Annotated in this window: 19 protein-coding genes; 9 read left to right on the forward strand and 10 right to left on the reverse strand. The window is 38.1% G+C overall.

The window, feature by feature from the left end; genetic code table 11:
• Window positions 1-11: 11 nt before the first annotated feature.
• The gene (locus VZD24_RS03925) at window positions 12-3,170 is read right to left on the reverse strand and encodes a UvrD-helicase domain-containing protein (RefSeq protein ID WP_342688766.1); all 3,159 of its coding nucleotides are present in this window, start codon (window positions 3,168-3,170) and stop codon (window positions 12-14) included.
• A 137-nt stretch (window positions 3,171-3,307) separates the two neighbouring features.
• On the opposite strand from VZD24_RS03925, the gene VZD24_RS03930 reads away from it, so the two are divergent.
• On the forward strand, window positions 3,308-3,916 hold the full coding sequence (locus tag VZD24_RS03930; RefSeq protein ID WP_279449684.1) for a superoxide dismutase: 609 nt from the start codon (window positions 3,308-3,310) through the stop codon (window positions 3,914-3,916).
• Window positions 3,917-5,752: 1,836 nt separating this feature from the next.
• On the opposite strand, the gene VZD24_RS03935 is transcribed toward VZD24_RS03930, so the two are convergent.
• The 4 genes from VZD24_RS03935 to purN all read right to left on the reverse strand — a co-directional run bounded on the left by VZD24_RS03935 (window position 5,753) and on the right by purN (window position 10,011).
• Window positions 5,753-7,651 carry an amidophosphoribosyltransferase gene (locus VZD24_RS03935; RefSeq protein WP_342686799.1) on the reverse strand — a complete coding sequence of 633 codons (1,899 nt, stop codon included), beginning with the start codon at window positions 7,649-7,651 and terminating at the stop codon, window positions 5,753-5,755.
• Between the two features lie 59 nt (window positions 7,652-7,710).
• The gene (locus VZD24_RS03940; RefSeq protein ID WP_279449682.1) at window positions 7,711-8,634 is read right to left on the reverse strand and encodes a PfkB family carbohydrate kinase; all 924 of its coding nucleotides are present in this window, start codon (window positions 8,632-8,634) and stop codon (window positions 7,711-7,713) included.
• A 90-nt stretch (window positions 8,635-8,724) separates the two neighbouring features.
• Entirely contained in the window at window positions 8,725-9,357 is a 633-nt protein-coding gene (locus VZD24_RS03945; protein WP_342686798.1) for a ribonuclease H1 domain-containing protein, read from the reverse strand.
• A 75-nt stretch (window positions 9,358-9,432) separates the two neighbouring features.
• A complete protein-coding gene (gene purN / locus VZD24_RS03950; protein ID WP_279449680.1) occupies window positions 9,433-10,011 on the reverse strand; it encodes a phosphoribosylglycinamide formyltransferase in 579 nt (192 codons plus the stop codon).
• A gap of 224 nt (window positions 10,012-10,235) precedes the next feature.
• Here purN and VZD24_RS03955 point away from each other — a divergent pair, with 224 nt between their 5' ends.
• The 5 genes from VZD24_RS03955 (at window position 10,236) to pyk (ending at window position 14,539) form a co-directional block, all read left to right on the forward strand.
• Complete coding sequence (locus VZD24_RS03955) at window positions 10,236-10,469, forward strand: acyl carrier protein (RefSeq protein ID WP_014781833.1); 234 nt, start codon at window positions 10,236-10,238, stop codon at window positions 10,467-10,469.
• Window positions 10,470-10,479: 10 nt separating this feature from the next.
• Window positions 10,480-11,733, forward strand: coding sequence for a beta-ketoacyl-ACP synthase II (gene fabF / locus VZD24_RS03960; RefSeq protein WP_279449679.1), 1,254 nt, complete (start codon window positions 10,480-10,482; stop codon window positions 11,731-11,733).
• Window positions 11,734-11,741: 8 nt separating this feature from the next.
• Entirely contained in the window at window positions 11,742-12,485 is a 744-nt protein-coding gene (rnc, locus tag VZD24_RS03965) for a ribonuclease III (RefSeq protein WP_279449678.1), read from the forward strand.
• 131 nt (window positions 12,486-12,616) lie between these two features.
• Window positions 12,617-13,108, forward strand: coding sequence for an IPExxxVDY family protein (locus tag VZD24_RS03970; RefSeq protein WP_279449677.1), 492 nt, complete (start codon window positions 12,617-12,619; stop codon window positions 13,106-13,108).
• Window positions 13,109-14,539, forward strand: a complete 1,431-nt coding sequence (gene pyk / locus VZD24_RS03975) for a pyruvate kinase (RefSeq protein WP_342686797.1) — start codon at window positions 13,109-13,111, stop codon at window positions 14,537-14,539.
• Window positions 14,540-14,582: 43 nt separating this feature from the next.
• Here pyk and VZD24_RS03980 read toward each other — a convergent pair whose 3' ends face one another.
• Window positions 14,583-15,344 (reverse strand): SH3 domain-containing protein, encoded by a 762-nt coding sequence (locus VZD24_RS03980; RefSeq protein ID WP_342686796.1) that lies wholly within the window; start codon window positions 15,342-15,344, stop codon window positions 14,583-14,585.
• A 110-nt stretch (window positions 15,345-15,454) separates the two neighbouring features.
• The gene (gene dinB, locus VZD24_RS03985; RefSeq protein ID WP_279449674.1) at window positions 15,455-16,558 is read right to left on the reverse strand and encodes a DNA polymerase IV; all 1,104 of its coding nucleotides are present in this window, start codon (window positions 16,556-16,558) and stop codon (window positions 15,455-15,457) included.
• 92 nt (window positions 16,559-16,650) lie between these two features.
• Here dinB and VZD24_RS03990 point away from each other — a divergent pair, with 92 nt between their 5' ends.
• The 3 genes from VZD24_RS03990 (at window position 16,651) to VZD24_RS04000 (ending at window position 18,372) form a co-directional block, all read left to right on the forward strand.
• Window positions 16,651-17,295, forward strand: a complete 645-nt coding sequence (locus VZD24_RS03990; protein WP_342686795.1) for an NAD(P)H-binding protein — start codon at window positions 16,651-16,653, stop codon at window positions 17,293-17,295.
• 113 nt (window positions 17,296-17,408) lie between these two features.
• A complete protein-coding gene (locus VZD24_RS03995; RefSeq protein ID WP_279449672.1) occupies window positions 17,409-17,888 on the forward strand; it encodes a CYTH domain-containing protein in 480 nt (159 codons plus the stop codon).
• A complete protein-coding gene (locus tag VZD24_RS04000; RefSeq protein WP_342686794.1) occupies window positions 17,878-18,372 on the forward strand; it encodes a YciI family protein in 495 nt (164 codons plus the stop codon). The genes VZD24_RS03995 and VZD24_RS04000 overlap by 11 nt, the downstream gene beginning before the upstream one ends.
• On the opposite strand, the gene VZD24_RS04005 is transcribed toward VZD24_RS04000, so the two are convergent.
• The 3 genes from VZD24_RS04005 to VZD24_RS04015 are packed head-to-tail and all read right to left on the reverse strand — an operon-like array spanning window position 18,364 to window position 24,033.
• Entirely contained in the window at window positions 18,364-19,098 is a 735-nt protein-coding gene (locus VZD24_RS04005) for a copper homeostasis protein CutC (protein WP_342686793.1), read from the reverse strand. The genes VZD24_RS04000 and VZD24_RS04005 overlap by 9 nt on opposite strands.
• Window positions 19,099-19,132: 34 nt before the next feature.
• Window positions 19,133-21,418: a beta-N-acetylhexosaminidase gene (locus tag VZD24_RS04010; RefSeq protein ID WP_342686792.1), complete on the reverse strand. Its 2,286-nt coding sequence runs from the start codon at window positions 21,416-21,418 to the stop codon at window positions 19,133-19,135.
• 2 nt (window positions 21,419-21,420) lie between these two features.
• Window positions 21,421-24,033 carry a beta-mannosidase gene (locus VZD24_RS04015; RefSeq protein ID WP_342688767.1) on the reverse strand — a complete coding sequence of 871 codons (2,613 nt, stop codon included), beginning with the start codon at window positions 24,031-24,033 and terminating at the stop codon, window positions 21,421-21,423.
• Between the last annotated feature and the right edge of the window lie 5 nt (window positions 24,034-24,038).

Below are 24,038 nucleotides of genomic sequence, written 5' to 3' on the forward strand. Positions count from 1 at the left end.
TAAGTTCAAAATTAAACTTTATTTATTACTATTTCGTCCTCGTTACTATATATAAGTATTTTTTCGATATTTAAAAAGCCCATTTCTGTTAGCGCGTTTGCATATTGAGCCACTTGTTCTTTGTGCCTGGTTGTTGGCAGTCCCGTTTTGTAATCAATTACAACCGCTGTATTTTTTAAATTTACATTTATTCTATCGGGCCGCAAAACCAGACCATCTTTAGTAATAATACTGCGCTCGTTATAAACACTATCGGTACCCGAAAACAGATTTTCCAATTTGGGATGTTGTATAATTTTATAAACCGTTTGCTGTAATTTCTCTAATTCTTCCTTTGGAATTATTGCCCTTTCTTCCAGTTCCATCAAAACTTTTGTTGCATCGGCCTTTGTATAAATTTTAGCCATGGTTTCATGAAGCAAATTTCCAGCAGAAATTGCAGCAGCGGTATCTTCTTCCAAATAAAGTTCTTGAGGCGCGACCAGTTTTAGTCCATGCCGTTTTGGGCTACTGGATATATAACTTGGCTCTACCTGTGCAATGATTTTTTTAACCTTTGAGGTTTTCGTTGAATCACTTCCGAATTCATAAATCATTTGGTCATTATTCCACACCCCTTTCTGTTTTAAAAACTCCATAAAAAGCTGGTTGTAACAGGTAGGAATTCCGTCCTTTGAGTCTTTGGGCATTTCTGAAAAAATAAAAAGCTGCTCCACTGCGCGGGTTAAAGTAACGTAGAGTAAATTAATATTATCTAGCTCTAACTGGCTGCGATGATCGTTGTATAATTGCTCGCCCACTTGGCTATAATTAGCTATTTCGGACTTAAAGTTTATCTGCGCTTCACTAAAACTGAAATCTTCCATTTGTAAAGGATACCACAGTTTATCTAGCTTACCGTCGTACAATTGAATATCGGCAAATGGAAAAATTACCACTGGAAACTCTAATCCTTTCGCTTTGTGAACAGTCATCAATTGCACTGCGTTGGTTCCTTCACTAGCGGGAATGGAAGCGCTTTCTTTTTTGGTTTCCCAATAATCTAAAAACAAGACTTTATCGGCTTGTGGCTTTTGTTCAAAATCATAAACTAAATCCATAAAACCAAATAGATAAGCATCTGCTGTTTTCGCAATTTCAAATTTTTCAATGCAATATTCAAAAGCTTCGTAAAGTGAAACGGAACGCATTCGATTAAAGGTAAATTCGAGGTTGTATTCCTTAAGGTTTTCGACGAATTTTGTTTCAGAAATATTTAAAAATTTAGTAAAAAATGTATGTTTTTCTTTCGAAATTTTTAAATGATCGTGCAGTAAATCTAGTAGTTGTATTTTAGCCTCCTCTTTATTTGGATACACGCAAAGTTGCAATGCAAAAACCAATATTTGCACCAATGGCGAAGATTGTAGCAGTAATGTTTCTGAAGAAATAACTGGCACACCCCGCTCCATTAAAAAAGCACCGAGGGCAATTCCTTCTGCTTTTCGGCGCGTTAAAATACAAATATCGCTTTCGGAGAAACCGTTGTTTCTCGCTTTTAAAATAGTTTCAAAAACAAGGCTTGAATAGGTTTCGTTTTTTTCGGCCTTATTTTGCTTTTCAATAAATTCGAATTTTATGTAGCCGTTTTTTTTATCGTTGCATTCTTGTTTGTTACCTTCTAGATATAATTCACCGTGATTTGGATTGGCAAAATATGAAGACACAAAGCTGAAAAATTCATTATTAAATTTTACGATTTCTGCACAACTACGAAAATTAGTGCCCAATGTGTGTATTTTCTTTTCCCGCTGAAACGGATTCACTTTTCCGTACAAATCAATAAATTGTTCGGGCAACCCACCGCGCCAACGATAGATAGATTGTTTGGCATCGCCTACCAATAGCAAGCTACCAGAACTTGGTTCCAATTGTTGCGACAGGGCATTATCTATTAATGGTATAATATTTTCCCATTGCAACTTTGATGTATCCTGAAATTCATCGATAAAAAAATGACGGTATTTTTCACCCAAGCGTTCATATATAAAAGGCGCCGGTTGGTTCTTAATTTCCTTGTTTATCAACGAATTGAATTCTGAAATTGGCAGGACGTTTTTTTCCTCCTTGATAGCTTCAATTTCCCGATTTACTAAATTAATCACTGACTGTGGCGTTGTATTTTTTAGAATATTTTCAACTAGCAACAATTTAAAGACCATCGTTTTTGTTTGCTGAAAATTTTTGATGAATACGGGTGTTAGTTCATCTATTATCCCTTTAATTGCGTGAGAAACACGGCCTGGATACAGAGGCTTTTCGCCCATGGTTTCTTGCCATTTAGTTGAAAAATTAAGTTGGAATCTGCCGGTTGCAAGGTTCTGAAAATGCTTCGGCAAATAGCTACCGCTAAAATCATTAAACTGCAAGCCGCTTTCTTCAATTAGCGCGAGGGTCTGCAAAGCAATTGTTTCAATTTCGGCAGAGAGAATCTTCTTTCTTTTAAGTAATTGCTTTTTAAATTCGAGAAATTCTTCCAAAGATTTTTGTTTCAAAATAGAAACATGTGTGGCTTCATTTTCATTATAAAGCAATTTTGCGGCGCTGGCAATATCTCTCGAAATATCCCACGATTTGTCGTCATCGGTTTTCTCCAAGGCAAAATCGAGCAATACTTTTGTAATTTCTTTATTTTCACCCGCTTTGCTCAATAAAAGATCTACGGCTTCCGCCAAAAGTTCATCTGTTTCCAGCGTGACTTCAAAATTGGTTGCCAATTTTAAATCGCGCGCAAATGTACGTATAAGCCTATGGTTAAACCTATCAATAGTTTCAACGCTAAACGCCGCGTAATTATGGAGCAAGTTTTTAAGAATTCTTTTAGACCGTACTTGAATTTCTGTAATAGTGAGTCCGGTTTCTTCTGCTAAAATGCGCAACATGGGCAGCGGTGATGCAGCATTTTGCTCATTGCTAAAATTTACCAGAGTATCTACAATTCGCTGCTTCATTTCGGCAACCGCTTTATTGGTAAATGTTATTGCCAAAAGGTGCTTAAAATAGTCGTCGTTTTTTGCGGAAAGAATTTGTTTCAGATATTCTTTTACAAGGGTGAATGTTTTACCGCTCCCTGCGGCAGCATTATATATTGAAAAGGAGGTTTGTTTTTCCAAGGAAGTTACATTTTCCACTAAAATACGGCTTTTATGGTTTTAGAATCAAATTAATCTATAGTGAAATAGAAATCTTATAAAACCTATAACACAATTAAGTTTTTAGATTGCCTAAATTTGGGTAAAATTAGTAATAACCAAAAAACAAATATATTATGTCTTTCGAATTACCAAAATTACCGTATGCATTTCATGCACTAGAACCGAATATAGATGCAAGAACCATGGAAATACATCACGACAAACACCACCAAGGATATACCAACAATCTGAACGCTGCGATTGAAGGTACAGATATGGCAGGTAAATCTATTGAAGATATTTTAAAAAATCTTGATATGGACAATAAAGCCGTTCGAAACAACGGTGGCGGATTTTACAATCACAGTCTTTTCTGGAAAGTAATGTCGCCAAATGGTGGCGGAAAACCTTCGGGCGATTTGGCAAAAGCTATTGACGATGCCTTTGGAAGTTTTGAAGAGTTTAAAGAAAAATTCTCTACTGCCGCTAAAACTCAGTTTGGCTCAGGTTGGGCTTGGCTTTGCGTACACAAAGGAGGCAAAGTTGAGGTATGCTCCACGCCAAATCAAGACAATCCGTTAATGCCCAATGTAGGTTGCGGAGGCACGCCAATTTTAGGGTTGGATGTTTGGGAACACGCATATTACTTAAAATACCAAAATAAACGTCCTGATTATGTAGGAGCATTTTGGAATGTAGTTAATTGGGAAGAGGTTTCTGCCAACTACGATAAAAATAAGTAATACAATATATTATATACTAAATATAAAATCCACAGCTGTTTTTAAGCTGTGGATTTTTTTTGTGAATTTTTGAATAGAAAATTGAATATAAATTTTTTATAAAAAGTAAATGCAGAAAAAATAGAAACGGCTCGAACGAGATCTGATATTAATATGAAATTTTTGGAGGCTCGCCACCCCTTTTGGGACTGAGAGTGAACCAACCGAAAGACAGACAAAACAAACAAGTGCAGATAAGAAGAGAAACGGCTCGAACGAGATCTGATATTAATATGAAATTTTGGAGGCTCGCCACCCTTTTTGGATGTAAGAATGAACCAACCGAAAGACAGACAAAACAAACAAGTGCAGATAAGAAGAGAAACGGCTCGAACGAGATCTGATATTAATATGAAATTTTGGAGACTCGCCACCCTTTTTGGATGTAAGAATGAACCAACCGAAAGACAGACAAAACAAACAAGTGCAGATAAGAAAAGAAACGGCTCGAACGAGATCTGATATTAATATGAAATTTTGGAGACTCGCCACCCCTTTTGGATGTAAGAATGAACCAACCGAAAGACAGACAAAACAAACGAGTGCAGATAAGAAGAGAAACGGCTCGAACGAGATCTGATATTAATATGAAATTTTGGAGGCTCGCCACCCTTTTTGGATGTAAGAATGAACCAACCGAAAGACAGACAAAACAAACAAGTGCAGATAAGAAAAGAAACGGCTCGAACGAGATCTGATATTAATATGAAATTTTGGAGGCTCGCCACCCCGTTTAGATTTGGGCATAAAAAAAGACAAACGAGTGTTTGTCTTTTTTTGCCCCAAATCTACCATGAACTTAACCTACTTATGCTAATGGTATGCTCAAATATATAACTTTATCTGACTCGAAAATTTGCTTTTAGATGAATGGCTTGTTTATTCGATAAAAAACAATATTGAGTAGATTTAGTTCTAAAATTAAGCTATTTAGTTAAAATTTTAACATCGCGAAATGGCTTGAAAAAGTGTCCTTTACACTTCTGATCTGGAAGCGAAAAAATGTATTTGTTTAAAGCAGAAAAATACAGCTCTTTCGAAAGTGTATGATGAAACGGCTCGCAACCAAAATTGAAACAAGTTTTATAGTTTTTTATGAATCTTTCACATCGTAACTCAAATGAGAATGAAACCATCAAAGGGTGGAAAATGCAGCTCTTTCAAAAGAGTGGGAGAAAACGGCTCGCAACCAAAATTGGAACAAGTTTTATAGTTTTTTATGAGTCTCTCACATCGTAACTCAAATGCGAATGAAACCGTCAAAAGTTGGAAAATGCAGCTCTTTCAAAAGAGTGGGAGAAAACGGCTCGCAACCAAAATTGGAACAAGTTTTATAGTTTTTTATGAATCTCTCACATCGTAACTCAAATGCGAATGAAACCGTTAAAAGTTGGAAAATGCAGCTCTTTCAAAAGAGTGGGAGAAAACGGCTCGCAACCAAAATTGGAACAAGTTTTATAGTTTTTTATGAGTCTCTCACATCGTAACTCAAATGCGAATGAAACCGTCAAAAGTTGGAAAATGCAGCTCTTTCAAAAGAGTGGGAGAAAACGGCTCGCAACCAAAATTGGAACAAGTTTTATAGTTTTTTATGCTCGCCACCCCATATTTGGGGCATGAAAAAAGGCAGATCTTTCGATCTACCTTTTTTGCCCCAAATCTTACCATAGACCTAACCTACTTACGCCTTATGGTAAGCCCAAATATAATTCAAGTTTAAGCCATAAAGTATTGTCAATCAACATATTCGTTTAAGTGAATTAGAATTCCGTTAAACGGCAAATGTTGTGTTAAAATTTAATAGGCGCGTTCTGGATTTCCTTCAAAGAAATTAATATAAGCTCTGTTTACAACTCTGTTGCCTCCGGCAGTGGGATAGTTTCCTGTAAAATACCAGTCTCCAAGGTTTTTCGGGCAGGCTTTATGAAGATCATCAACCGATTGAAAGATGAGCTTTACCTTAGCTTTTATATCTTCATCGCTAATTATTTCCGAAATTTTATCCGAAATTTCCTCATCGGAAAATGGTGCATACAATTCTTTTACGTGATTGATAACCGAAGCATCTTCCATTACAACTTGTTCCTTACATTTATGATATATCTCTTCAACAATTCCGTATGTGCCACGATCCTTGTGAAGTGCTAAAGCAGCTTGAAACGCCACCAGATGTTCGAGCCGGGCCATATCTATTCCGTAGCAATCTGGATAACGAATTTGAGGCGCCGAAGAAACAACAACAATCTGCTTTGGATGAAGCCTATCCAACATCTTTAAAATGCTCTTCTTTAACGTGGTGCCGCGCACTATGCTATCATCTATAATAACAAGATTATCATTGGGTTTTACCACGCCGTATGTTACGTCGTATACGTGAGCAACCAGATCGTCTCGGCTACTATCGTCCGTAATAAACGTTCTGAGTTTAACGTCCTTTATTGCAATTTTTTCAGTTCTAATTTTATGCGCTTGTATTTGTTGCAGGCGCGCCGTGGTTAAACTATCTTTTTCGTTAAGAATAGCTTCATTTTTCTGCTTATTAAGTTCATCCTGTGCCGCTTCGAGCATTCCGTAAAATGAAGTTTCGGCAGTGTTTGGAATAAATGAGAAAACAGAATTTTCGGTATCGTGATCTATCGACTCTAAAACCTTTGGCATTACCAATTTACCAAGCATTTTTCGTTCTTGATAGATTTCTGCATCGCTACCGCGAGAGAAATAAATACGTTCAAAAGAACAAGATTTTCGTTCGAGCGGTGGAAGAATTTCAGCCAGTTTCATTGTGCCGTTTTTCTCTATGATAATGGCATTTCCAGGATCCAACTCTTTAACTTCTTCAAAAGGAACGTTGAAAACTGTTTGAATTGCCGGCCGTTCAGATGCCACTACAACAACCTCATCGTCTTGATAATAATAAGCCGGACGAATACCTGCCGGATCGCGCAGTACAAAGGCGTCTCCATGACCCAATAAGCCAGCCATTGCATAACCACCATCCCAATCCGCAGCCGATCGTCGCAAAATTTTAGCCACGTTTAAGTGTTTGGCTATATACGGTGAAGCCTCCTGTTTACTCAATCCTTTGGCCTTAGCTTTTTTATAAAGCTTACGAACTGCGTCATCTAAAAAATGACCAATTTTTTCCATTACTGTAACAGTATCGGCCTTTTCTTTTGGATGCATTCCGAGTTTTATGAGCGTATCAAAAAGCTCGTTGGTGTTGGTCATATTAAAGTTACCCGCAATAATTAAATTACGGTGCATCCAGTTATTCTGACGTAGAAATGGATGTACATTTTCAACACTATTTAAGCCAAATGTTCCATAACGCACGTGGCCAAGAAAAAGTTCGCCTATATACGGAATGTTCTTTTTTTGTGCTGCAACGCTATCCTTGTATTCGGGATGCTCAGAAAATTCAAGATTTATGCGTTCGTTTATTTGTGCAAAAATATCCTGAATGGGTTGCGCAGCGTTAGATCGTACGCGGCTTATGTAACGCTCACCAGGGTTTACATCTAATTTAATACTGGCAAAACCAGCACCGTCTTGCCCCCGATTGTGCTGCTTTTCCATCATTAAATACATTTTGTTTACTCCGTAAAAGGCCGTTCCGTATTTCTCCTTATAGTACTCTAAAGGTTTTAACAGTCTTACCAAGGCAATGCCACATTCATGTTTTAACGCGTCGCTCATATTTTTTCTGAAACTATATAAATGTACAAAAAACGCCCTTAATAAGTAAGGGCGCGTATTTAGGTTAATTTTATATCAAATTGTGTCAAGCTCTTAAATTGCTGAATGCGTTGATGCACATCCTTGTTTGTAAGGTTGAGCAATCGTTCTGGCCCAAATTTTTCAACACAAAACGAAGCCAATGCCGAACCATTAATTACTGCGTTCTTCATATTATCATAACTGTAATTACCGGTTTTTGCCAAATATCCGGTGAATCCTCCTGCAAAAGTATCCCCTGCTCCGGTAGGATCAAAGACCTCCCGTAAGGGCATTGCTGGAGCGAAAAAAACATCGTCGTCGCCAAATAGTAATGCACCGTGTTCGCCTTTTTTAATTACTACATATTTAGGTCCCATTTCCATTATTTTAGCAGCAGCCTTTACTAATGAATATTCGCCGGAAAGCTGTCTCGCCTCTTCGTCGTTTATTGTAATAACATCAACTTTTGCGATTACCTGCATTAATTCGTTCAAAGCACTATCCATCCAAAAATTCATAGTGTCTAAAACAATTAGCTTCGGCGAATTCATCTGCTCAATTACGCCCAATTGGACGAGCGGATGCAGATTTCCTAACATGACCACTTCGGCACCGCGATAGCCCTCGGGAACTTTAGGGTTGAAATCGGCAAGCACATTTAAATCTGTGATTAAAGTGTCGCGGGTATTCATATCGTTATGGTATTTTCCGCTCCAAAAGAAGGTTTTTCCATCCTCAACCACTTCGAGACCCGAAATATCCATCCCGTTTTCTTGAAGCATTTTAAGATCATTCTTCGGAAAATCGCCCCCAACAATAGAAACAATTGCGCCATCAACATTAAACTGCGATGCAGCCAAACCTATATAGGTAGCGGCGCCGCCAAGAATTTTATCGGTTTTTCCGAAAGGAGTTTCAATAGCATCAAAAGCTACAGTACCAACGATTACGAGTTTGCTCATAAAGGGATTTTTAAAGAGGGTGCAAATTTAATCAAATTAATTATAAAAGAATGAGCTTTTAACAGCTTTGAAAGAATCTTATTGTAGGTTTCACTTCCTTCCAAAATCCGCCGGAATTTCACCCCAAGCCTTGGTTTCCCATTTTACTATTTTCGTTTCGTATTTATTGGTTTTAAGCCAGTTTTCAGCACGTTTAACCAATTCAAAAAGGGTTTTATTTTTAGCAGATTGTTTTAGTTTTGTGTTGCATTTTTTCTTTTTTACCCAGCCCATCGCAATGCGCGAATCACTGTAAATAATACGGTCGCTGTTGTTCTTTTTAAGAAATGCCAAGCCGTGCACAAGTGCCAAAAACTCCCCAATATTATTGGTTCCCTGCTGAAAAGGGCCTTGGTGGAAAAGTTGTTTGTGCGTTTGCGTATCCACGCCCCGATATTCCATCTTTCCGGGATTGCCGCTGGAAGCTGCGTCCACAGCGATAGAATATAGATTCGGTTCGCCTATTTTAAGAAGCTGTTCTTTGGAAAGTGTCTTTTTTACAGTTTTCCCTTTATAATCTGCATATTCTTTATTGTAGGCTTTTTTAGCTTCATCAAACGTTTCAAAACTTTTGTATTGTGCGCCTTTTACCCCTTGGATGGAGCGTTTGCACTCCTCCCAGCTGCCAAAAATACCAGCGGGATTACCAAACCAAACTACGTAAAATTTCTGCTTTTTAGCCATAAAGATTAACGATTGTCGATTAACGATTTTTGATTGTTGAACTATTTAATAATAAATAAAGAGGATTTTCAAATTTTACTGAGGCTGTCCACTCAAAACTTCTTCAATTATTTTTGGAAACCATTCGTATTCCAATGTATGTACTTTTTTGGCGACCGTTTCAGGCGTTTCATTTTCTGAAAGCACTACCTTTTTCTGTGAAATAATGGCGCCCTCATCATAATTTTCATTTACATAATGAATGGTTATTCCCGTTTCAACTTCATTGTTTTTAACAACAGATTCGTGTACAAAACTGCCGTACATGCCTTTTCCGCCGTATTTTGGGAGCAGTGCTGGGTGAATGTTAATCACTTTGTTTGGAAATTCTTTTAGAATAATTTCGGGAAATTTCAACAGAAAACCCGCCAACACTATAATGTCTGGCTTAACTTCCTTCAAAATTTTTAAAACGCCGTTTTCAGAAAGCAGTTCTTCATTTGTAAAAGAAGCGGCTTCAACATCAAGCCTTTCGGCACGTTCCAAAACTTTGGCATTCTTCTTGTTTGACAGCACGCGAACGACCTGGGCAACTTGCGATCGTTGAAAGTATTTAATAATGTTCTCGGCATTGGTACCGCTACCCGAGGCAAAAATTACAATTCGTTTCTTCATTTCTGTTTCCAAAGGTTTTTCTCGAAGTAAAAATTAACAAATAAAACACAAAAGTAAGGCAATAGGGTTTTACTTCGCCCAAAAATGTTTAAATTGGTAGGTCAAAAACTACTTGAAAGTGAATAGGTAATAATCATCTCGTTCACATTTTCAACATTAAATGGTGTTTTCAATTAAAATATTTTATTTTTGCCACTTATAATTAAATTTAAAAATCAAGAATTATGTCAGACATTGCATCAAGAGTAAAAGCGATTATCGTAGACAAATTAGGTGTAGACGAAAACGAAGTTGTAAACGAAGCGAGCTTCACTAACGACTTAGGAGCAGACTCCTTAGATACGGTAGAGCTTATCATGGAATTTGAAAAAGAATTTGATATCCAGATTCCAGACGACCAAGCTGAAAACATTGCGACAGTAGGTCAAGCAATTTCCTATATAGAAGCAGCAAAATAAGAATTCTTCTATGGAATTAAAGCGAGTTGTAGTTACAGGCCTTGGTGCCCTTACCCCTATTGGCAACAATATTCAAGAATATTGGGATGGCCTCGTTAACGGGAAAAGTGGCTGTGCGCCAATAACGTATTTTGATGCTGAAAAGTTCAAAACTAAATTCGCTTGCGAATTGAAGAATTTCAACGCAGAAGATCATTTTGATAGGAAAGAAGCCCGTAAATTAGATCGCTTTGCACAATATGCCTTAGTATCTTCGGATGAAGCAATACTAGATGCCGGAATTAACCTTGATGAGGTTGATAAATTTCGCGTAGGGGTAATTTGGGGAGCTGGAATAGGCGGGTTGGAAACTTTTCAAAATGAAGTAATAAACTTTGCAGAAGGGGATGGAACACCACGTTTCAACCCCTTCTTTATTCCAAAAATGATTGCAGACATTGCGCCGGGAAATATTTCTATTAAGCACGGTTTTATGGGGCCAAACTATACAACGGTCTCTGCCTGTGCTTCCTCTGCCAATGCTATGATAGATGCACTTAACTATATACGGTTAGGCCATTGCGACGTTATTGTTACAGGGGGGAGCGAAGCTGCCGTAACTTTGGCGGGCATGGGCGGTTTTAACGCCATGCACGCACTTTCTACGCGTAATGAAAGTCCTGAAACAGCATCCCGACCTTTTGATGCCACCAGAGATGGTTTTGTTTTAGGTGAAGGAGCAGGCGCACTAATCCTTGAAGAATACGAACACGCCAAAAAACGCGGCGCAAAAATTTACGCCGAAGTAGTTGGCGGGGGTATGAGCAGCGATGCTTACCATATGACGGCCCCACACCCAGACGGAATTGGAGTGGAACGCGTTATGTTAAACACGCTTCGCGATGCCAATATAAGCTCAGACGAAGTAGATACCATAAATACTCACGGAACCTCAACGCCTCTTGGCGATGTTGCCGAGTTAAAAGCTATTGTAAATGTTTTTGGCAAACATGCAAAAGACATCAATATCAATTCTACAAAATCTATGACCGGGCACCTTTTAGGGGCTGCGGGCGCTATTGAAGCAATTGCCTCTATTTTGGCAATGAAACACGGCATTGTTCCACCTACCATTAATCACGCAACGGTAGATGAAAACATTGACTCTTCCTTAAACCTAACCCTCAACAAAGCTCAAAAACGCGACATTAAAGTTGCAATGAGCAATACCTTTGGTTTTGGAGGACATAATGCTTGTGTACTCTTTAAAAAACTTGACGCCTAAATTAATTAATGGCTTCCATTAAAAACATATTTACTTCCCGTACAGAAAAGAACGGGGAATTTTATAATTCCCTAAAAAAAATATTAGGGTTTAGTCCCAAAAATCTTTCCATTTACGAAACGGCTTTTACCCACCGTTCTACCAACGAAAAAAATACCAGCGGACAACCACAAAATTACGAGCGTCTAGAATTTTTAGGCGATGCCATGCTAGGAGCGGTAATTGCCGCACATCTTTTTAAAAAAGTACCAGGCGGAAATGAAGGCTATCTTACCAAAATGCGAAGCAAAGTAGTGAGCCGAGAACACTTAAATGAATTGGCGCGCGATTTAAACCTTATAAAATTTTTAAAAACAACCATTCCCACCCAACAGTTTAGCGGTAATATTTACGGCAATGTTTTTGAAGCCTTAGTGGGCGCCATTTACTTAGATCGCGGATTTAAATATTGCGAAAAATTTATCCAAAAAAGAGTTGTAAAACCTTATGTAGATATTAAAAAACTAGAAGGAAAAGTAATTAGCTACAAAAGCCTCTTTATTGAATGGTGTCAAAAGCACAAAAACCAATTTAACTTCGAAATATACGAAGACAACGGAAAAGACGAATTAAAACATTTTGCCGTTCGTTTAAAACTAGGGGACGAAGTAGTTGCAAAAGCCCGAGCTACTTCAAAAAAGAAAGCCGAAGAACGTGCTGCCAAAAGAGCCTTTTACAAACTTCACATAAAGGTAGATTCAGAAAAACCTTAGTGTTAAAAGTTATATTTCTCTCAAATTTACCATTAGCCTGCCCGTATTTTAGCTAATAGCTGTAAAGTTGCTTATTTTTGTCTGTAGGTAATTTACAACTACTGCATCTACTTCAAGAACCCTAAAAATTAATGGCGAATTACAAATTACTTTTTGACGAAGATTTTGAAGAACCCTTTGAGCTCATTGCCATTCATTGTAGTGAAGAAGATTATAAATTGGCATATTTAATGAACCGTAACCTCAACATGAGGTTAAAACGAAGTAAGACAGATCTCGATTTTTCAAGCAATGGGTTGTTAATTACATTTCCGCTATACGAATTTGAAGACGTACACAAATACACTCACTTCTATTTGGTAGCTAACAAATGCAAGTCGGTCGAAGCAGGTTTACAAAGTTCGGATGGTTTATTTGCCGAAATGCTTTCGGAAAAATCCCGAACCCACTACCTTCTTCCTGAATATAAAAAAGTAGATTATTTTCTAAAAATTTTTTCAGATTTTGAAACAGAATCGCTGCACAAAATCATTTCAGAAATTAACGATATAAAACAAGTTATTTCTGCCTATTCGGTAGCAATAGACAATATAAAATCTAAGAACAATTTAATTTTCGATTAAATGTCAAATCAAAAAAGAACAAAAATAGTCGCCACACTTGGCCCGTCCACTTCCTCCAGAGAAATTCTTAAATATATGATTTTGGAAGGCGTAGATGTATTTAGGGTAAACTTTTCGCACGCAAATTACGATACTGTAAAAGAGAACATAAAAACAATCCGCGAACTCTCAGAAGAGTTAGATACCCACGTAGCCATCTTAGGAGATTTGCAAGGTCCCAAATTGCGCGTGGGAATGATGAAAGAAGAAGTGGTTGTTCAGCCCGGCGACGAGCTTTTCTTTTGCACGGGCGATGAATTTGAAGGCAATAGAAAGCGGGTTTATATGAATTACGATAAGTTTCCGCACGATGTTAACCCAGGCGAACGCGTGCTTTTAGACGACGGCAAACTTATTTTTGAAATATTGGAAACCAACCGAATAGACCAAGTAAAAGCAATGGTTGTACAAGGTGGCCCACTTCGTTCCAAAAAAGGGGTAAACCTTCCCAATACAAATATTTCGCTTCCCGCGCTTACCGCCAAAGACAAGGAAGACGTCATATTTGCCATCGAGCAAAAAGTAGATTGGATGGCACTTTCCTTCGTGCGCCATGCCGAAGATCTAAAGGAATTACAGGCGCTGATTGAAGCACATTGCGAATATAAAATACCAATCATTGCCAAAATTGAAAAACCCGAAGCAGTAGCAAATATCGATAAGATTGTTGCTTATTGCGACGGCCTCATGGTAGCCCGTGGCGATCTGGGCGTAGAAGTTCCAGCCGAAGAGGTGCCATTAATCCAAAAAGAGTTGGTACTAACAGCAAAAAGAGCACGAATACCTGTAATCATCGCCACACAAATGATGGAAACAATGATAACTTCGCTAACGCCAACCCGTGCCGAAGTGAACGACGTGGCAAACAGCGTTATGGACGGCGCCGATGCCGTGATGCTTTCCGGTGAAACTTCCGTGGGTAATTATCCCGTTGCCGTGATAAAAACAATGGCAAAAATCCTAAAAAGCGTAGAAAATTCTGAATTGATCCGCGTGCCCCAAGAGCCACCACAAATTAAAACGAACCGCTACATTACAAAATCTATCTGCTATCACGCCGCACATATGGCAAACGAGATTGAAGCGCAAGCCATTTGCACGCTAACCAATAGTGGCTACACAGCTTTCCAGATTTCGGCTTGGCGGCCCTCAGCCTTTATCCTCGCCTTTACCAGCAACAAGCGCATTTTGGCCCGCTTAAATTTATTATGGGGCGTAAAAGCCTTCTATTACGATAGATATGTAAGTACAGACGAAACCGTGGAAGACGTAAACCGCATAGCTTTTGAAAGTGGTTTTGTGCATAAGGGCGATTTTTTAATCAATCTCGCGGCTATGCCTATTGTTGACAAAGGAATGGTGAATACGCTACGTGTGTCGCAGGTGAAATAACCTAACATTGACAAAGTTTAAAACTTTGTCAATGTTGAAAAGGTCAATCCACCACCTCTACCTTTTCCAGTTTCATCCCCTCCGCTTCCTTGGTAATGGTTATCGTATAGCCAAAACCCGTTGTTTTGTAGTTATACACTATTTTCTGTAAATCGTTATTATTTCGAGTAATCTGTAGTTCGCTTACAAAATCAGTTTTCTTTTTGTTGCCGTTTTGTTGGGTTTCGTTATTGGAGCCTTTTGGATTGGGAAATGCAAACACCTTCGGGATATTGAAAAGTTGTTGCGCCGTAAAAAATGCCTCGTGCCATTTATCAGTTGGAAGTAATAAGGTTTCAGTCTTTGTAGGCTTGCTCGCCGTTCCGCCCGTAGCTTCGGAATAGCTTACCTTCGGAAAATCCTTTTTCAATTCTTCGGCATAATGCTCTGCCGAAGCATTTTCCCCAGGAGGAAAAAACTTCGACAGAAAACCGTTAAATGCAAACCCTTTTTGGTTGTTGAATTCTACTTCGTCCATTGCGCCGTCAATTCCGCCCACATTCATCGTAGTTTTTCCTTCGGCATTAATAATTTTCACTTTTGTGCCTAAAGGCATCAATGCAAGTTTCGCACTTTGCAAGTTTGGAAATTCGCGCAAGGTCAATCCGCTAACGGCTGTAACGTACATTGCATCGGGAGCGGTTTCTGCAGGAATGGAATCTGCAGCAACAGTTTGCGCTTCGTCAGTGGTTTTGGCGTCGTTTTTACAGGAAAAAAGAAAAGTAAAACACGCAAGGGCAAGGACAGAAAAAGCTACAGTCTTCATAAATTTAGAGTTTTAAATTAGTTTAAAGATAAGTAGCTTTATATCATATTTAAAATTTTTACTGTTTTCCTCCCCTTTTTTTCAAGGGAAGTGCCGAAGACGGAGGGCCTTTAAAATTCAAGTTTCAATTGTACGTCTATGGACTCTTTCAAAATGTCCGTTTTCACAGATTTTTCATTGTTTAGGTGTGAAATTGAAATTCCCAACAACCGTACCGATTCCTTCATTTTTTCCTGAAATAACAATTCTTTAACCACAGTCATTATAGGTTGCTTTAAAGAAATAAATTCAGCAAGCGTTCTACTGCGGGTTTGAATGGTAAAATCGCGATACTTAATTTTTAAGGTTACGGTTTTGCCCGCTAGTTTTTTTGCAGAAAGTCTGTTTTCAACTTCGGTGGCAATTTCCTCCAGCCGTTCCAGCATAAAAATTTCCGAAGAAATATTCTCAGAAAAGGTATGCTCCGCCGCCAAAGATTTTTGCGTACGTGTTGGTTTTACTTTGCTGTTATGTATTCCGCGCACAACGTTATAATAAAAACCACCGCTCTTCCCGAAGTGATCCTCTAAAAATTCAAGTGATTTTCCCTTCAAATCCTTCCCCGTAAAAATGCCCAAACGGTACATTTTTTCCTTTGTCACTTTTCCAACGCCGTAAAACTTTTTTACATCCAACGTTTCCAAAAAAGGTTCCACTTCCTCGGGACCAATTGTTTTTTGTCCGTTGGGTTTATTGATGTCGCTGGCTATTTTCGCCACAAATTTATTTACCGAAATTCCGGCAGAGGCATTTAAACCGGTAACTTCTTTTATTCTATTGCGAATTTCTTGAGCAATCATTGAAGCGCTGGGATTGCCAATTTTGTTTACGGTAACGTCCAGATAAGCTTCATCCAACGAAAGCGGTTCTACCAAATCTGTATATTCAAGAAAAATTTTTCGAATCTGTTTAGAAACTTCTCGATATCTATCAAAATTAGTTCTAACAAATATTAAATCGGGACAAAGTTTTCGCGCCATTGCGCCACTCATGGCACTCCGCACTCCAAATTTCCTAGCTTCGTAACTTGCTGCCGCCACTACACCACGGACAGAACTTCCGCCAACTGCCAAGGGTTTTCCGCGCAAATCGGGATTATCCAACTGCTCTACAGAGGCGTAAAATGCGTCCATGTCTATGTGTATTATTTTACGGATGGGAAGCATTTCTTGCATAGCGTAAATTTAATACCTTTAAAGAGACTAAAACCTAACAGATTTTAAAATTTCCTGCAAGGTTTTCAAAACCTTGTAGGTATATTTAGACTATGAAAACAGCAATCATTCTCGGCGCCACGGGATTAACGGGCGGCATATTATTGGAAAAGCTATTAAAAGATGCTTCCTTTGAAAAAATAAAGTTATTCTCCCGCAGTTCGGCAAAAAAGCATTCGCCTAAAATTGAAGAGCATTTAATAGATATGTTTCAATTGGAAGATTATTCCGAAGCCTTTAAAGCCGATGTGGCTTTTTGCTGTTTTGGAACAACAAAAGCTAAAACTCCCGACAAAGAAATTTATAAAAAGATAGATTATGGTATTCCCGTTACGGCTGCAAAACTTGCCAAAAACAACGGAATTAAGACTTTTATTGTAATCTCAGCACTCGGTGCAGATGAAAATAGCAGTGTTTTTTACAACAAAACGAAAGGCCAAATGGAACGCGATGTTTTAGCGGAGAATATTGAAAACACTTATATTCTACAACCTTCGCTTATTGTGGGCGACCGTGATGAAAATCGTTTAGGTGAAAAAGTAGCGACTTTTTTTATGAAGTCTTTCGGCTTTTTAATTCCGAAAAAATACAAAATGATTAAAGCCGAAACTATTGCGGAAGCCATGCTGATTTTGGCAAAAAAAGAATATTCTGAAAAAATTATTACTTCGGAAAAAATTAGGGAAATTGGAAAATAGACCTTCTTTCTGCAAGGTGTTCCCGCCGCGGCTGGCTCCTTGTAGGTAAATACAATAAATACGCTTAATAGACCTACAAGGTTTTGAAAACCTTGCAGGATAATAAACAAAACATGCAAGAAATAGAACGTAAATTTTTGGTCACTTCCGAAGCTTTTAAAAACGAAGCACACAAACGCACACGCCTTGTTCAGGGGTTTTTAAATACCCATCGGGAACGTACCGTGCGCATCCGTATTCAAGGAAATGATGGATTTATAACTATTAAAGGGAAATCTAACAAATCTGGGCTTACGCGTTTTGAGTGGGAAAAACAGATTTCACAGGCAGAAGCTGAAGAATTGCTTCTTTTATGTGAACCAGGCATTATTGAAAAAACCCGTTATGAAATTTCAATAGACAACCATACTTTTGAAGTAGATGATTTTATTGGTGAAAATGCCGGGCTAATCATCGCTGAAATAGAACTCGATTCTGAAAACGAACCCTTTTCAAAACCTGAATGGTTGGGAATGGAAGTAACGGGCGAGGTAAAATATTACAATTCAAATTTGAGTAAAAACCCCTTTAAGAACTGGAAAAATGAAAGCTAAATTACTTGTTGCAATTTTAGGAATTACATTTTTAAGTTGTGAAACCAAAATTGAAAAGGAATATATCTCCGAACCCTGCCCAGAGGAAGTAAAAATTCCAATGTCGCAGCTAAAAGAGGAACTTACTCAAAAAGGCTTTCAAACTTTTGATTACGTTGATGAAAAATCTGGCGACACCATTTTAATGCAACAATATTTTATTGCATTTCTAAAAAAAGGGCCCGCTCGTTCCCAAACCAAAGAGGAAGCGGACAGCCTACAAACATTGCATTTGGCACATTTGGGACGGATGTACGAAGAAGGTTTTGCAGATATTTCAGGCCCTTTTGGCGATGATGGCGATATACGTGGAATTACCATTTATAACGTTCCTACCCAAAAAATGGCAGACAGTCTTGCAAATATGGACCCTATGGTTAAAGCTGGCAGGCTTTCAATTGAAATCCATCCTTGGTGGGCTGCCAAAGGTTTTCCGTTACGTTAATAATTCTTTAATTTTTTGAATGGTTTCTATATTTGAAGTGCTGACAATTCCTTCTTCAAAAAATGTTTTACTGTGCATGGAAACTTTCGGTTTCTGTTGGAGTGTTTGTTTTTTTGTTGTTGCTGAAAAGTGAATGCTTTTAAACCCAGCTTCTTTAAATTTCAAGGCATTTTCAAGATTAATTCCGCCGCCTGGCATAATTTCCAGTTTACCTTTTGAAAGATTTTGAAGTTTCTTTAACAATAAAATTCCCTCAATTGCTCTAGGTTTTTGTCCCGAGGAAAGCAATCTATTCACTTTTAAATCTATTAAATTTTGAAGCTCTTCTAACGGGTTTTCAACCCAGTCAAAAGCGCGGTGAAAAGTAAAGTCCATTTCTTCGGAAGCAGCAATTAACAGCTTCGTTTTTTCAAAATCAATTTTATTTTCCGAAGTTAAAAATCCGCTTACAATTCCTGCACAATCTAATTTTTTACAAAATGCAATATCGCGCAACATAACATTAAATTCTTCTTCGGAATAGGTAAAGTTTCCACTTCGCGGACGGATTAAAACGTGGGTTGGAATAGTTAATTCCGAAACTACTTTTTCAATTAGTCCGTGGCTTGGCGTGAGGCCGCCAACGGAAAGCTCGGTGCAAAGTTCTATTCGGTTTGCTCCTGCAAGTTGTGCATTTTGGGCACTTTGGAAGCTATTCGCGCAGATTTCAATTTGTGTATAACTCAACTTTGACAAAGTTTAAAACTTTGTCAAAGTTATATCATTCAATTATTATTTCGTCAATAAACGTCCACGCTTTGTGTCCTGCACCTTGCAAACCGTCTGGAATCATACCATAATTGGGGATTTTCAGTTTTATATATCTGGTCATTAAACCCCCTTTCTCGGCTAAATTAACTGCGACATCAATTAAGTTATCGTTTTCCGCATTTACTTTTTTAGTGAAGGAAACTATTTCGCCTTTTACATTTTCGCAGGAAATAGAAAGCTCTTTGGGTGAATATATCCAAACTCCGGGCGAATTGAAAAATCGAGTTTTTAGGGAACGTACTTCCGTTTCCTTTCCCAAATCGATTGTAATTTCTAAATCATCACCCCAAAAACCCAACCACTCTTTGTCGCCATAGCGTTTGTCTCTACCAGAAATTCCGTTGATTAATGCTTCCTTTCCGCCGGCTGCATACGCAGGATTTGGCGCTAAGTTGAGTTCAATTTTTCCTAAAATCCCTTTATGATATTTTATTTCTTCGGAAAAATCACGCCCTAGTTTTTCGTCATTCTTAAAAACATTAGCCGTAATCTTGGAATCCCTTTCAATTAAAATTGGCTCTGAGTAAAGTTTCGTTTTAGAGTTATTTATCGAATAATGAATTTCCTTTCCTTTGGTGGGCGTGGATAACTCGTAAAATACTTTGTTTTCCACTTTTATAATTTTGCCGTCAATTTCATATAAATAATTGGCGTAATTAATATTTAAAGCATCCAAACGCTTCATAAAATCTTCAACTCGCGAAAAGAAATCGGGATAATCCTTTTCAAAGTCTTTTGAAGGGCCATTCCAAACTACTTCACTCATAGCAAGTGTTCTCGGAAAAACCATATATTCTACCTGCATTTCCGTAGGAATGTATTCCGTCCACACATTGGCTTGGGCGCCAAGAATATATTTTGCTTCTTCTGCCTTTAATTCATGGGGAATTGGATTAAAGGAATACACCTTTTTCAACGGCAGGAATCCGCCAATTGCCGTGGGTTCATCTAAATTTTCACTTTGGTAATAATCAAAATAGCAATGCGACACGGGGGTCATAATTACATCGTGTTTTTGCTTTGCGGCGTCAATTCCGCCTTGCATGCCGCGCCACGACATTACAGTGGCGTTTGGCGCGAGGCCACCCTCCAAAATTTCGTCCCAACCAATTATTTTTTTGCCTTTGCTATTTACAAATTCTTCAATTCTATGAATAAAATAACTCTGCAACCCGTGTTCATTTTTTAAATTTTTATCCTTTATCAATTGTTGGCAATGTGCACAATTTTTCCAACGCAATTTTGGCGCTTCGTCGCCACCAATGTGAATATATTCGCCCGGAAATAATGGCATAACTTCGTTTAAAACATTTTCCAAAAAAGTAAATGTTTCTTCTTTTGGGCAAAAAATATCTTCAAAAACACCCCAAGTTGTCGCCACGGGAATCTGTTTCCCAGTGCAGCCCAATTCGGGGTACGAACTAATGGCAGCCTGCGCGTGCCCGGGCATTTCTATTTCAGGAATTATCGTTACGTTTTGCGTCGCAGCAAATGCAACTACCTCTTTAATGTCTTCTTGGGTGTAAAAACCGCCGTAACGTTTACCGTCGTACAATTCTGGTTTATCTTCGTAATGCCCTATTCGCGTTTCATTTCTAAACGCCCCTTTTGCCGTGAGTTCGGGATATTTTTTAATTTCAATTCGCCATCCTTGGTCGTCCGTCAAATGCCAATGGAAAGTGTTCATCTTTAGCATGGCCAGATTTGCGATGTATTTTTTTACAAATTCCTTATCGAAAAAATGCCGCGAAACATCTAAATGCATCCCGCGGTATTGAAATTTTGGGAAATCGGTTATTGTTAACTGTCGTATTGAAAAAGTCGCCTCTTTCGGAGATTTAGGGCTTTCAAGCTTCGGTGGAAGTAATTGCCGCAACGTTTGTATTGCATAAAAAGCGCCACTCGCATCGCTGGCTTTAATGTGAATTTTTGAATTTGAAATATCTAAAAAATAACCCTCGGAAGGTTGCGAAGCCTCTTTCTCAATTATAATGTTGGCATCTTCTTTTGAAGTATTTTGAAGCTGAAATCCAGCACCATTTTTAAGAAATTCGTTTAAGAAATTACTCGCAATCTCAAATTCAGGAGCAGTGAATAAACTTGTGTTTTTATCGAGGGTGAAATTACCATCTCGCAAGGCTAATTGTTGTGGTTTTGGAATTAAAACTACATCGGGATTTTGCGAAAAAACGCTAAGTGAAAATAATGTGAGAATTAGAGTATAAATAGTTCGCATAGCTAGGGAAAAAGTTGGTTTAAGGTTTTTAACTTCAATTTTGGTGGGGTTTTACTTTCGGTTGAAAAAAGAATTGTTTTGGGTTCATTCGGCAATAAATCGAAGAAATTATCATCAAATTTTCCCTTTTCATCTGCCTCTAAAAATACATTCTTTTGAAGTGTTTTTGATACAAGAGTTACGGAAAAACACAAATTATTGTCTGTTCGAGCGCAGTCGAGAACTTTGGAGTTTGATTGAAACGATAGGTCTCGACTGCGCTCGACCGAACAGCATACTTCAATTTCGATTTCCGCTTTTTTAAGCTTTAAATCTTTCGGTTTTACAAAATAATTTAAATATTCACTTTTCCCGAAATTGATTTTTAAAACGCTAAAATCTCTATCAAATTTTAAAGTTTCCAACGGAAGGGAATAGACAATTTTACTACTGTTTTCGGGGCTTTCAATCGCAAGTTGTTTTTTGTGAATTACTTCTCCATCAAAATTCAATAACTTTAAAACTAAAGAATCTTTAATGGTTTTAAAACTATCATTTACTACAAAAATATTAAGCGTATCCTTTTTTTCTTCAGTAGAAATCAAAACGTTTTCAAAGGCTTTCTTGGCTTTATAATGCAGTGCTTTCCAATTGCCCAAATAATCAATGCTGGACCACGAAATAGCCGGCCAACAGTCGTTCAATTGCCAATAAAGCGTGCCCATGTTATATGGTTTTGCACGACGGTGGGCGTGAATTCCCATCGTAATTCCACGGGCTTGCAAAAGCTGACTTACATACATATAATCTTCGGCATTTTGCGGCACTGGAAAGTCGCGCGCCATATATTCTTCAATAATCTTAAAACCTCTGACGTGTTTTTGATGGTTTGCAAAAAGCGGATCGTTTTTAAAAACAGAATCTCTTCCGGTGGCATATTTTACAGTTTCAGGACTGGGAAACGATTGAAAGCCAAATTCGCTCATAAAACGCGGAACTTTCTTTTCAAAATGTTCAAAGGGGTAACCGTCATGCCATACCCACCAATCGTGGGCATCGCCTTGAAATTGGTAGCGTTTGTCGCCTCGACCAAATTTTGGCGAACTTTCCCAATAACTGATTTTTGGGCTTAAACTATCTACAACGCGCGGTAAAATGTGGTTGAAGAGGGCGTAATAACTATCCCAAATTTCTTGTTTTTGGGCTTCGGTTTTTCCTTCCTGCCAACCCCAACGATGCCAGCCCTCGTTATTTTCGTTATTGCCGCACCAAAGCGCGATGCTCGGATGGTTCCGTAAACGCTTTACATTTTCAATTGCTTCTTGTTTGGCGTTTTCCAGAAATTCGGCATCGCCGGGATACATGGCGCAGGCGAACATAAAATCTTGCCAAATAAGGATTCCTTTTTCGTCACATAAATTGTAGAAATAATCATCTTCATAAATTCCACCACCCCAAATGCGAAGCATATTCATATTTGCCGAAACCGCATCACCAATCAATTGCGTGTATTTTTCTCGATCTATTTTTGCGTCCAACATTTGTTGCGGAACGTAGTTGGCACCTTTCATATAAACAGGTTTTCCATTCAATTTAAAATAAAAACTTTCGCCAATGGAATCTTTTTCAGTAACTAATTCAATGGTGCGAATGCCAAGATTTTTTGAATAAGTTTCCAAGACATTCTTATTGTGAAGCAATTCAATTTCAATATCGTACAAAAACGAATCGCCTAAATTGTGCGTCCACCAAAGTTTGGGATTCTTTATGCTGAAAGGTATTTCATATTCACTTTGTCCCGATTTGGTTTTGAAATTTGAAACAAAAGTTTCGGAGGTGTTTTTATTCGTAATTTGAAGTGTTATTTCTTCGGCTTTTACTGTTTCAATTTCAAACTTCGCAACAATTTCAGCAAGAGAATCCGAAATAGATTTTGTTTGAAGAAAGACATCTTTTAGCCGTGCAATATCATAACTTTCTAATGAAACATTTCGCCAAATGCCCATAGTTTTTATAGTGGGTGCCCAATCCCATCCGTACTGATATTGCGGCTTTCGAGTAAAAACGCGATTACCTTCGGGAAGTTTGTAATTCAGTTTTTTAGCTTCAGCTTTTTCGATGGAATCTGGACTTTTAAAATCTACCAAAAGTTTGTTTTTGGCTTTTAAAGCATCGCTTACATCTACCTCCCAACTGCGGAAAGCGTTGTTTGCGGAAAGGATTAGACTATCATTGAGAAAGACTTCGGCATACGTATCCAAACCTTCAAACTTTAAAAAATGTTTGGCTCTTTTTAAGATTTCTTCGGAAACGGAAAATTGCTTTTTATACTGCCAATTTTTAGAAGAAACCCATTGAATGGAGTCTTCGTTATTTTTTAGAAACGGATCGGGAATTTCACCTAAACGCAATAAATCTGCTTGTACCGTTCCGGGAACATCTGCGGGTTGCCACTTAATTTTTTCAACTTCTGAAAACTGCCAATCTTCATGGAGCAAAAGTATTTTATTGGGCTTTTCTTCACAGGAAAGGAAAGTGAAAATAATTATGAAGAAAGTGTAGTAATGTTTTCCCATTGCACTAAAGTAGCAGTTTTCGGTATAACACATAAAAAAATCTGCCTTGAAAAATTTCAAGACAG

It is taken from the genome of Aequorivita flava (assembly GCF_038742595.1).
Classification (GTDB): Bacteria; Bacteroidota; Bacteroidia; order Flavobacteriales; family Flavobacteriaceae; genus Aequorivita; species Aequorivita marisscotiae.

Bases quoted from the DNA above. Each gene is read 5' to 3' on its own strand.
- VZD24_RS03930 (WP_279449684.1), top strand. From the start codon at position 3,308: ATGTCTTTCGAATTACCAAAATTACCGTATGCATTTCATGCACTAGAA.
- VZD24_RS03935 (WP_342686799.1), bottom strand. From the start codon at position 7,651: ATGAGCGACGCGTTAAAACATGAATGTGGCATTGCCTTGGTAAGACTG.
- VZD24_RS03940 (WP_279449682.1), bottom strand. From the start codon at position 8,634: ATGAGCAAACTCGTAATCGTTGGTACTGTAGCTTTTGATGCTATTGAA.
- VZD24_RS03945 (WP_342686798.1), bottom strand. From the start codon at position 9,357: ATGGCTAAAAAGCAGAAATTTTACGTAGTTTGGTTTGGTAATCCCGCT.
- purN (WP_279449680.1), bottom strand. From the start codon at position 10,011: ATGAAGAAACGAATTGTAATTTTTGCCTCGGGTAGCGGTACCAATGCC.
- VZD24_RS03955 (WP_014781833.1), top strand. From the start codon at position 10,236: ATGTCAGACATTGCATCAAGAGTAAAAGCGATTATCGTAGACAAATTA.
- fabF (WP_279449679.1), top strand. From the start codon at position 10,480: ATGGAATTAAAGCGAGTTGTAGTTACAGGCCTTGGTGCCCTTACCCCT.
- rnc (WP_279449678.1), top strand. From the start codon at position 11,742: ATGGCTTCCATTAAAAACATATTTACTTCCCGTACAGAAAAGAACGGG.
- VZD24_RS03970 (WP_279449677.1), top strand. From the start codon at position 12,617: ATGGCGAATTACAAATTACTTTTTGACGAAGATTTTGAAGAACCCTTT.
- pyk (WP_342686797.1), top strand. From the start codon at position 13,109: ATGTCAAATCAAAAAAGAACAAAAATAGTCGCCACACTTGGCCCGTCC.
- VZD24_RS03980 (WP_342686796.1), bottom strand. From the start codon at position 15,344: ATGAAGACTGTAGCTTTTTCTGTCCTTGCCCTTGCGTGTTTTACTTTT.
- dinB (WP_279449674.1), bottom strand. From the start codon at position 16,558: ATGCAAGAAATGCTTCCCATCCGTAAAATAATACACATAGACATGGAC.
- VZD24_RS03990 (WP_342686795.1), top strand. From the start codon at position 16,651: ATGAAAACAGCAATCATTCTCGGCGCCACGGGATTAACGGGCGGCATA.
- VZD24_RS03995 (WP_279449672.1), top strand. From the start codon at position 17,409: ATGCAAGAAATAGAACGTAAATTTTTGGTCACTTCCGAAGCTTTTAAA.
- VZD24_RS04000 (WP_342686794.1), top strand. From the start codon at position 17,878: ATGAAAGCTAAATTACTTGTTGCAATTTTAGGAATTACATTTTTAAGT.
- VZD24_RS04010 (WP_342686792.1), bottom strand. From the start codon at position 21,418: ATGCGAACTATTTATACTCTAATTCTCACATTATTTTCACTTAGCGTT.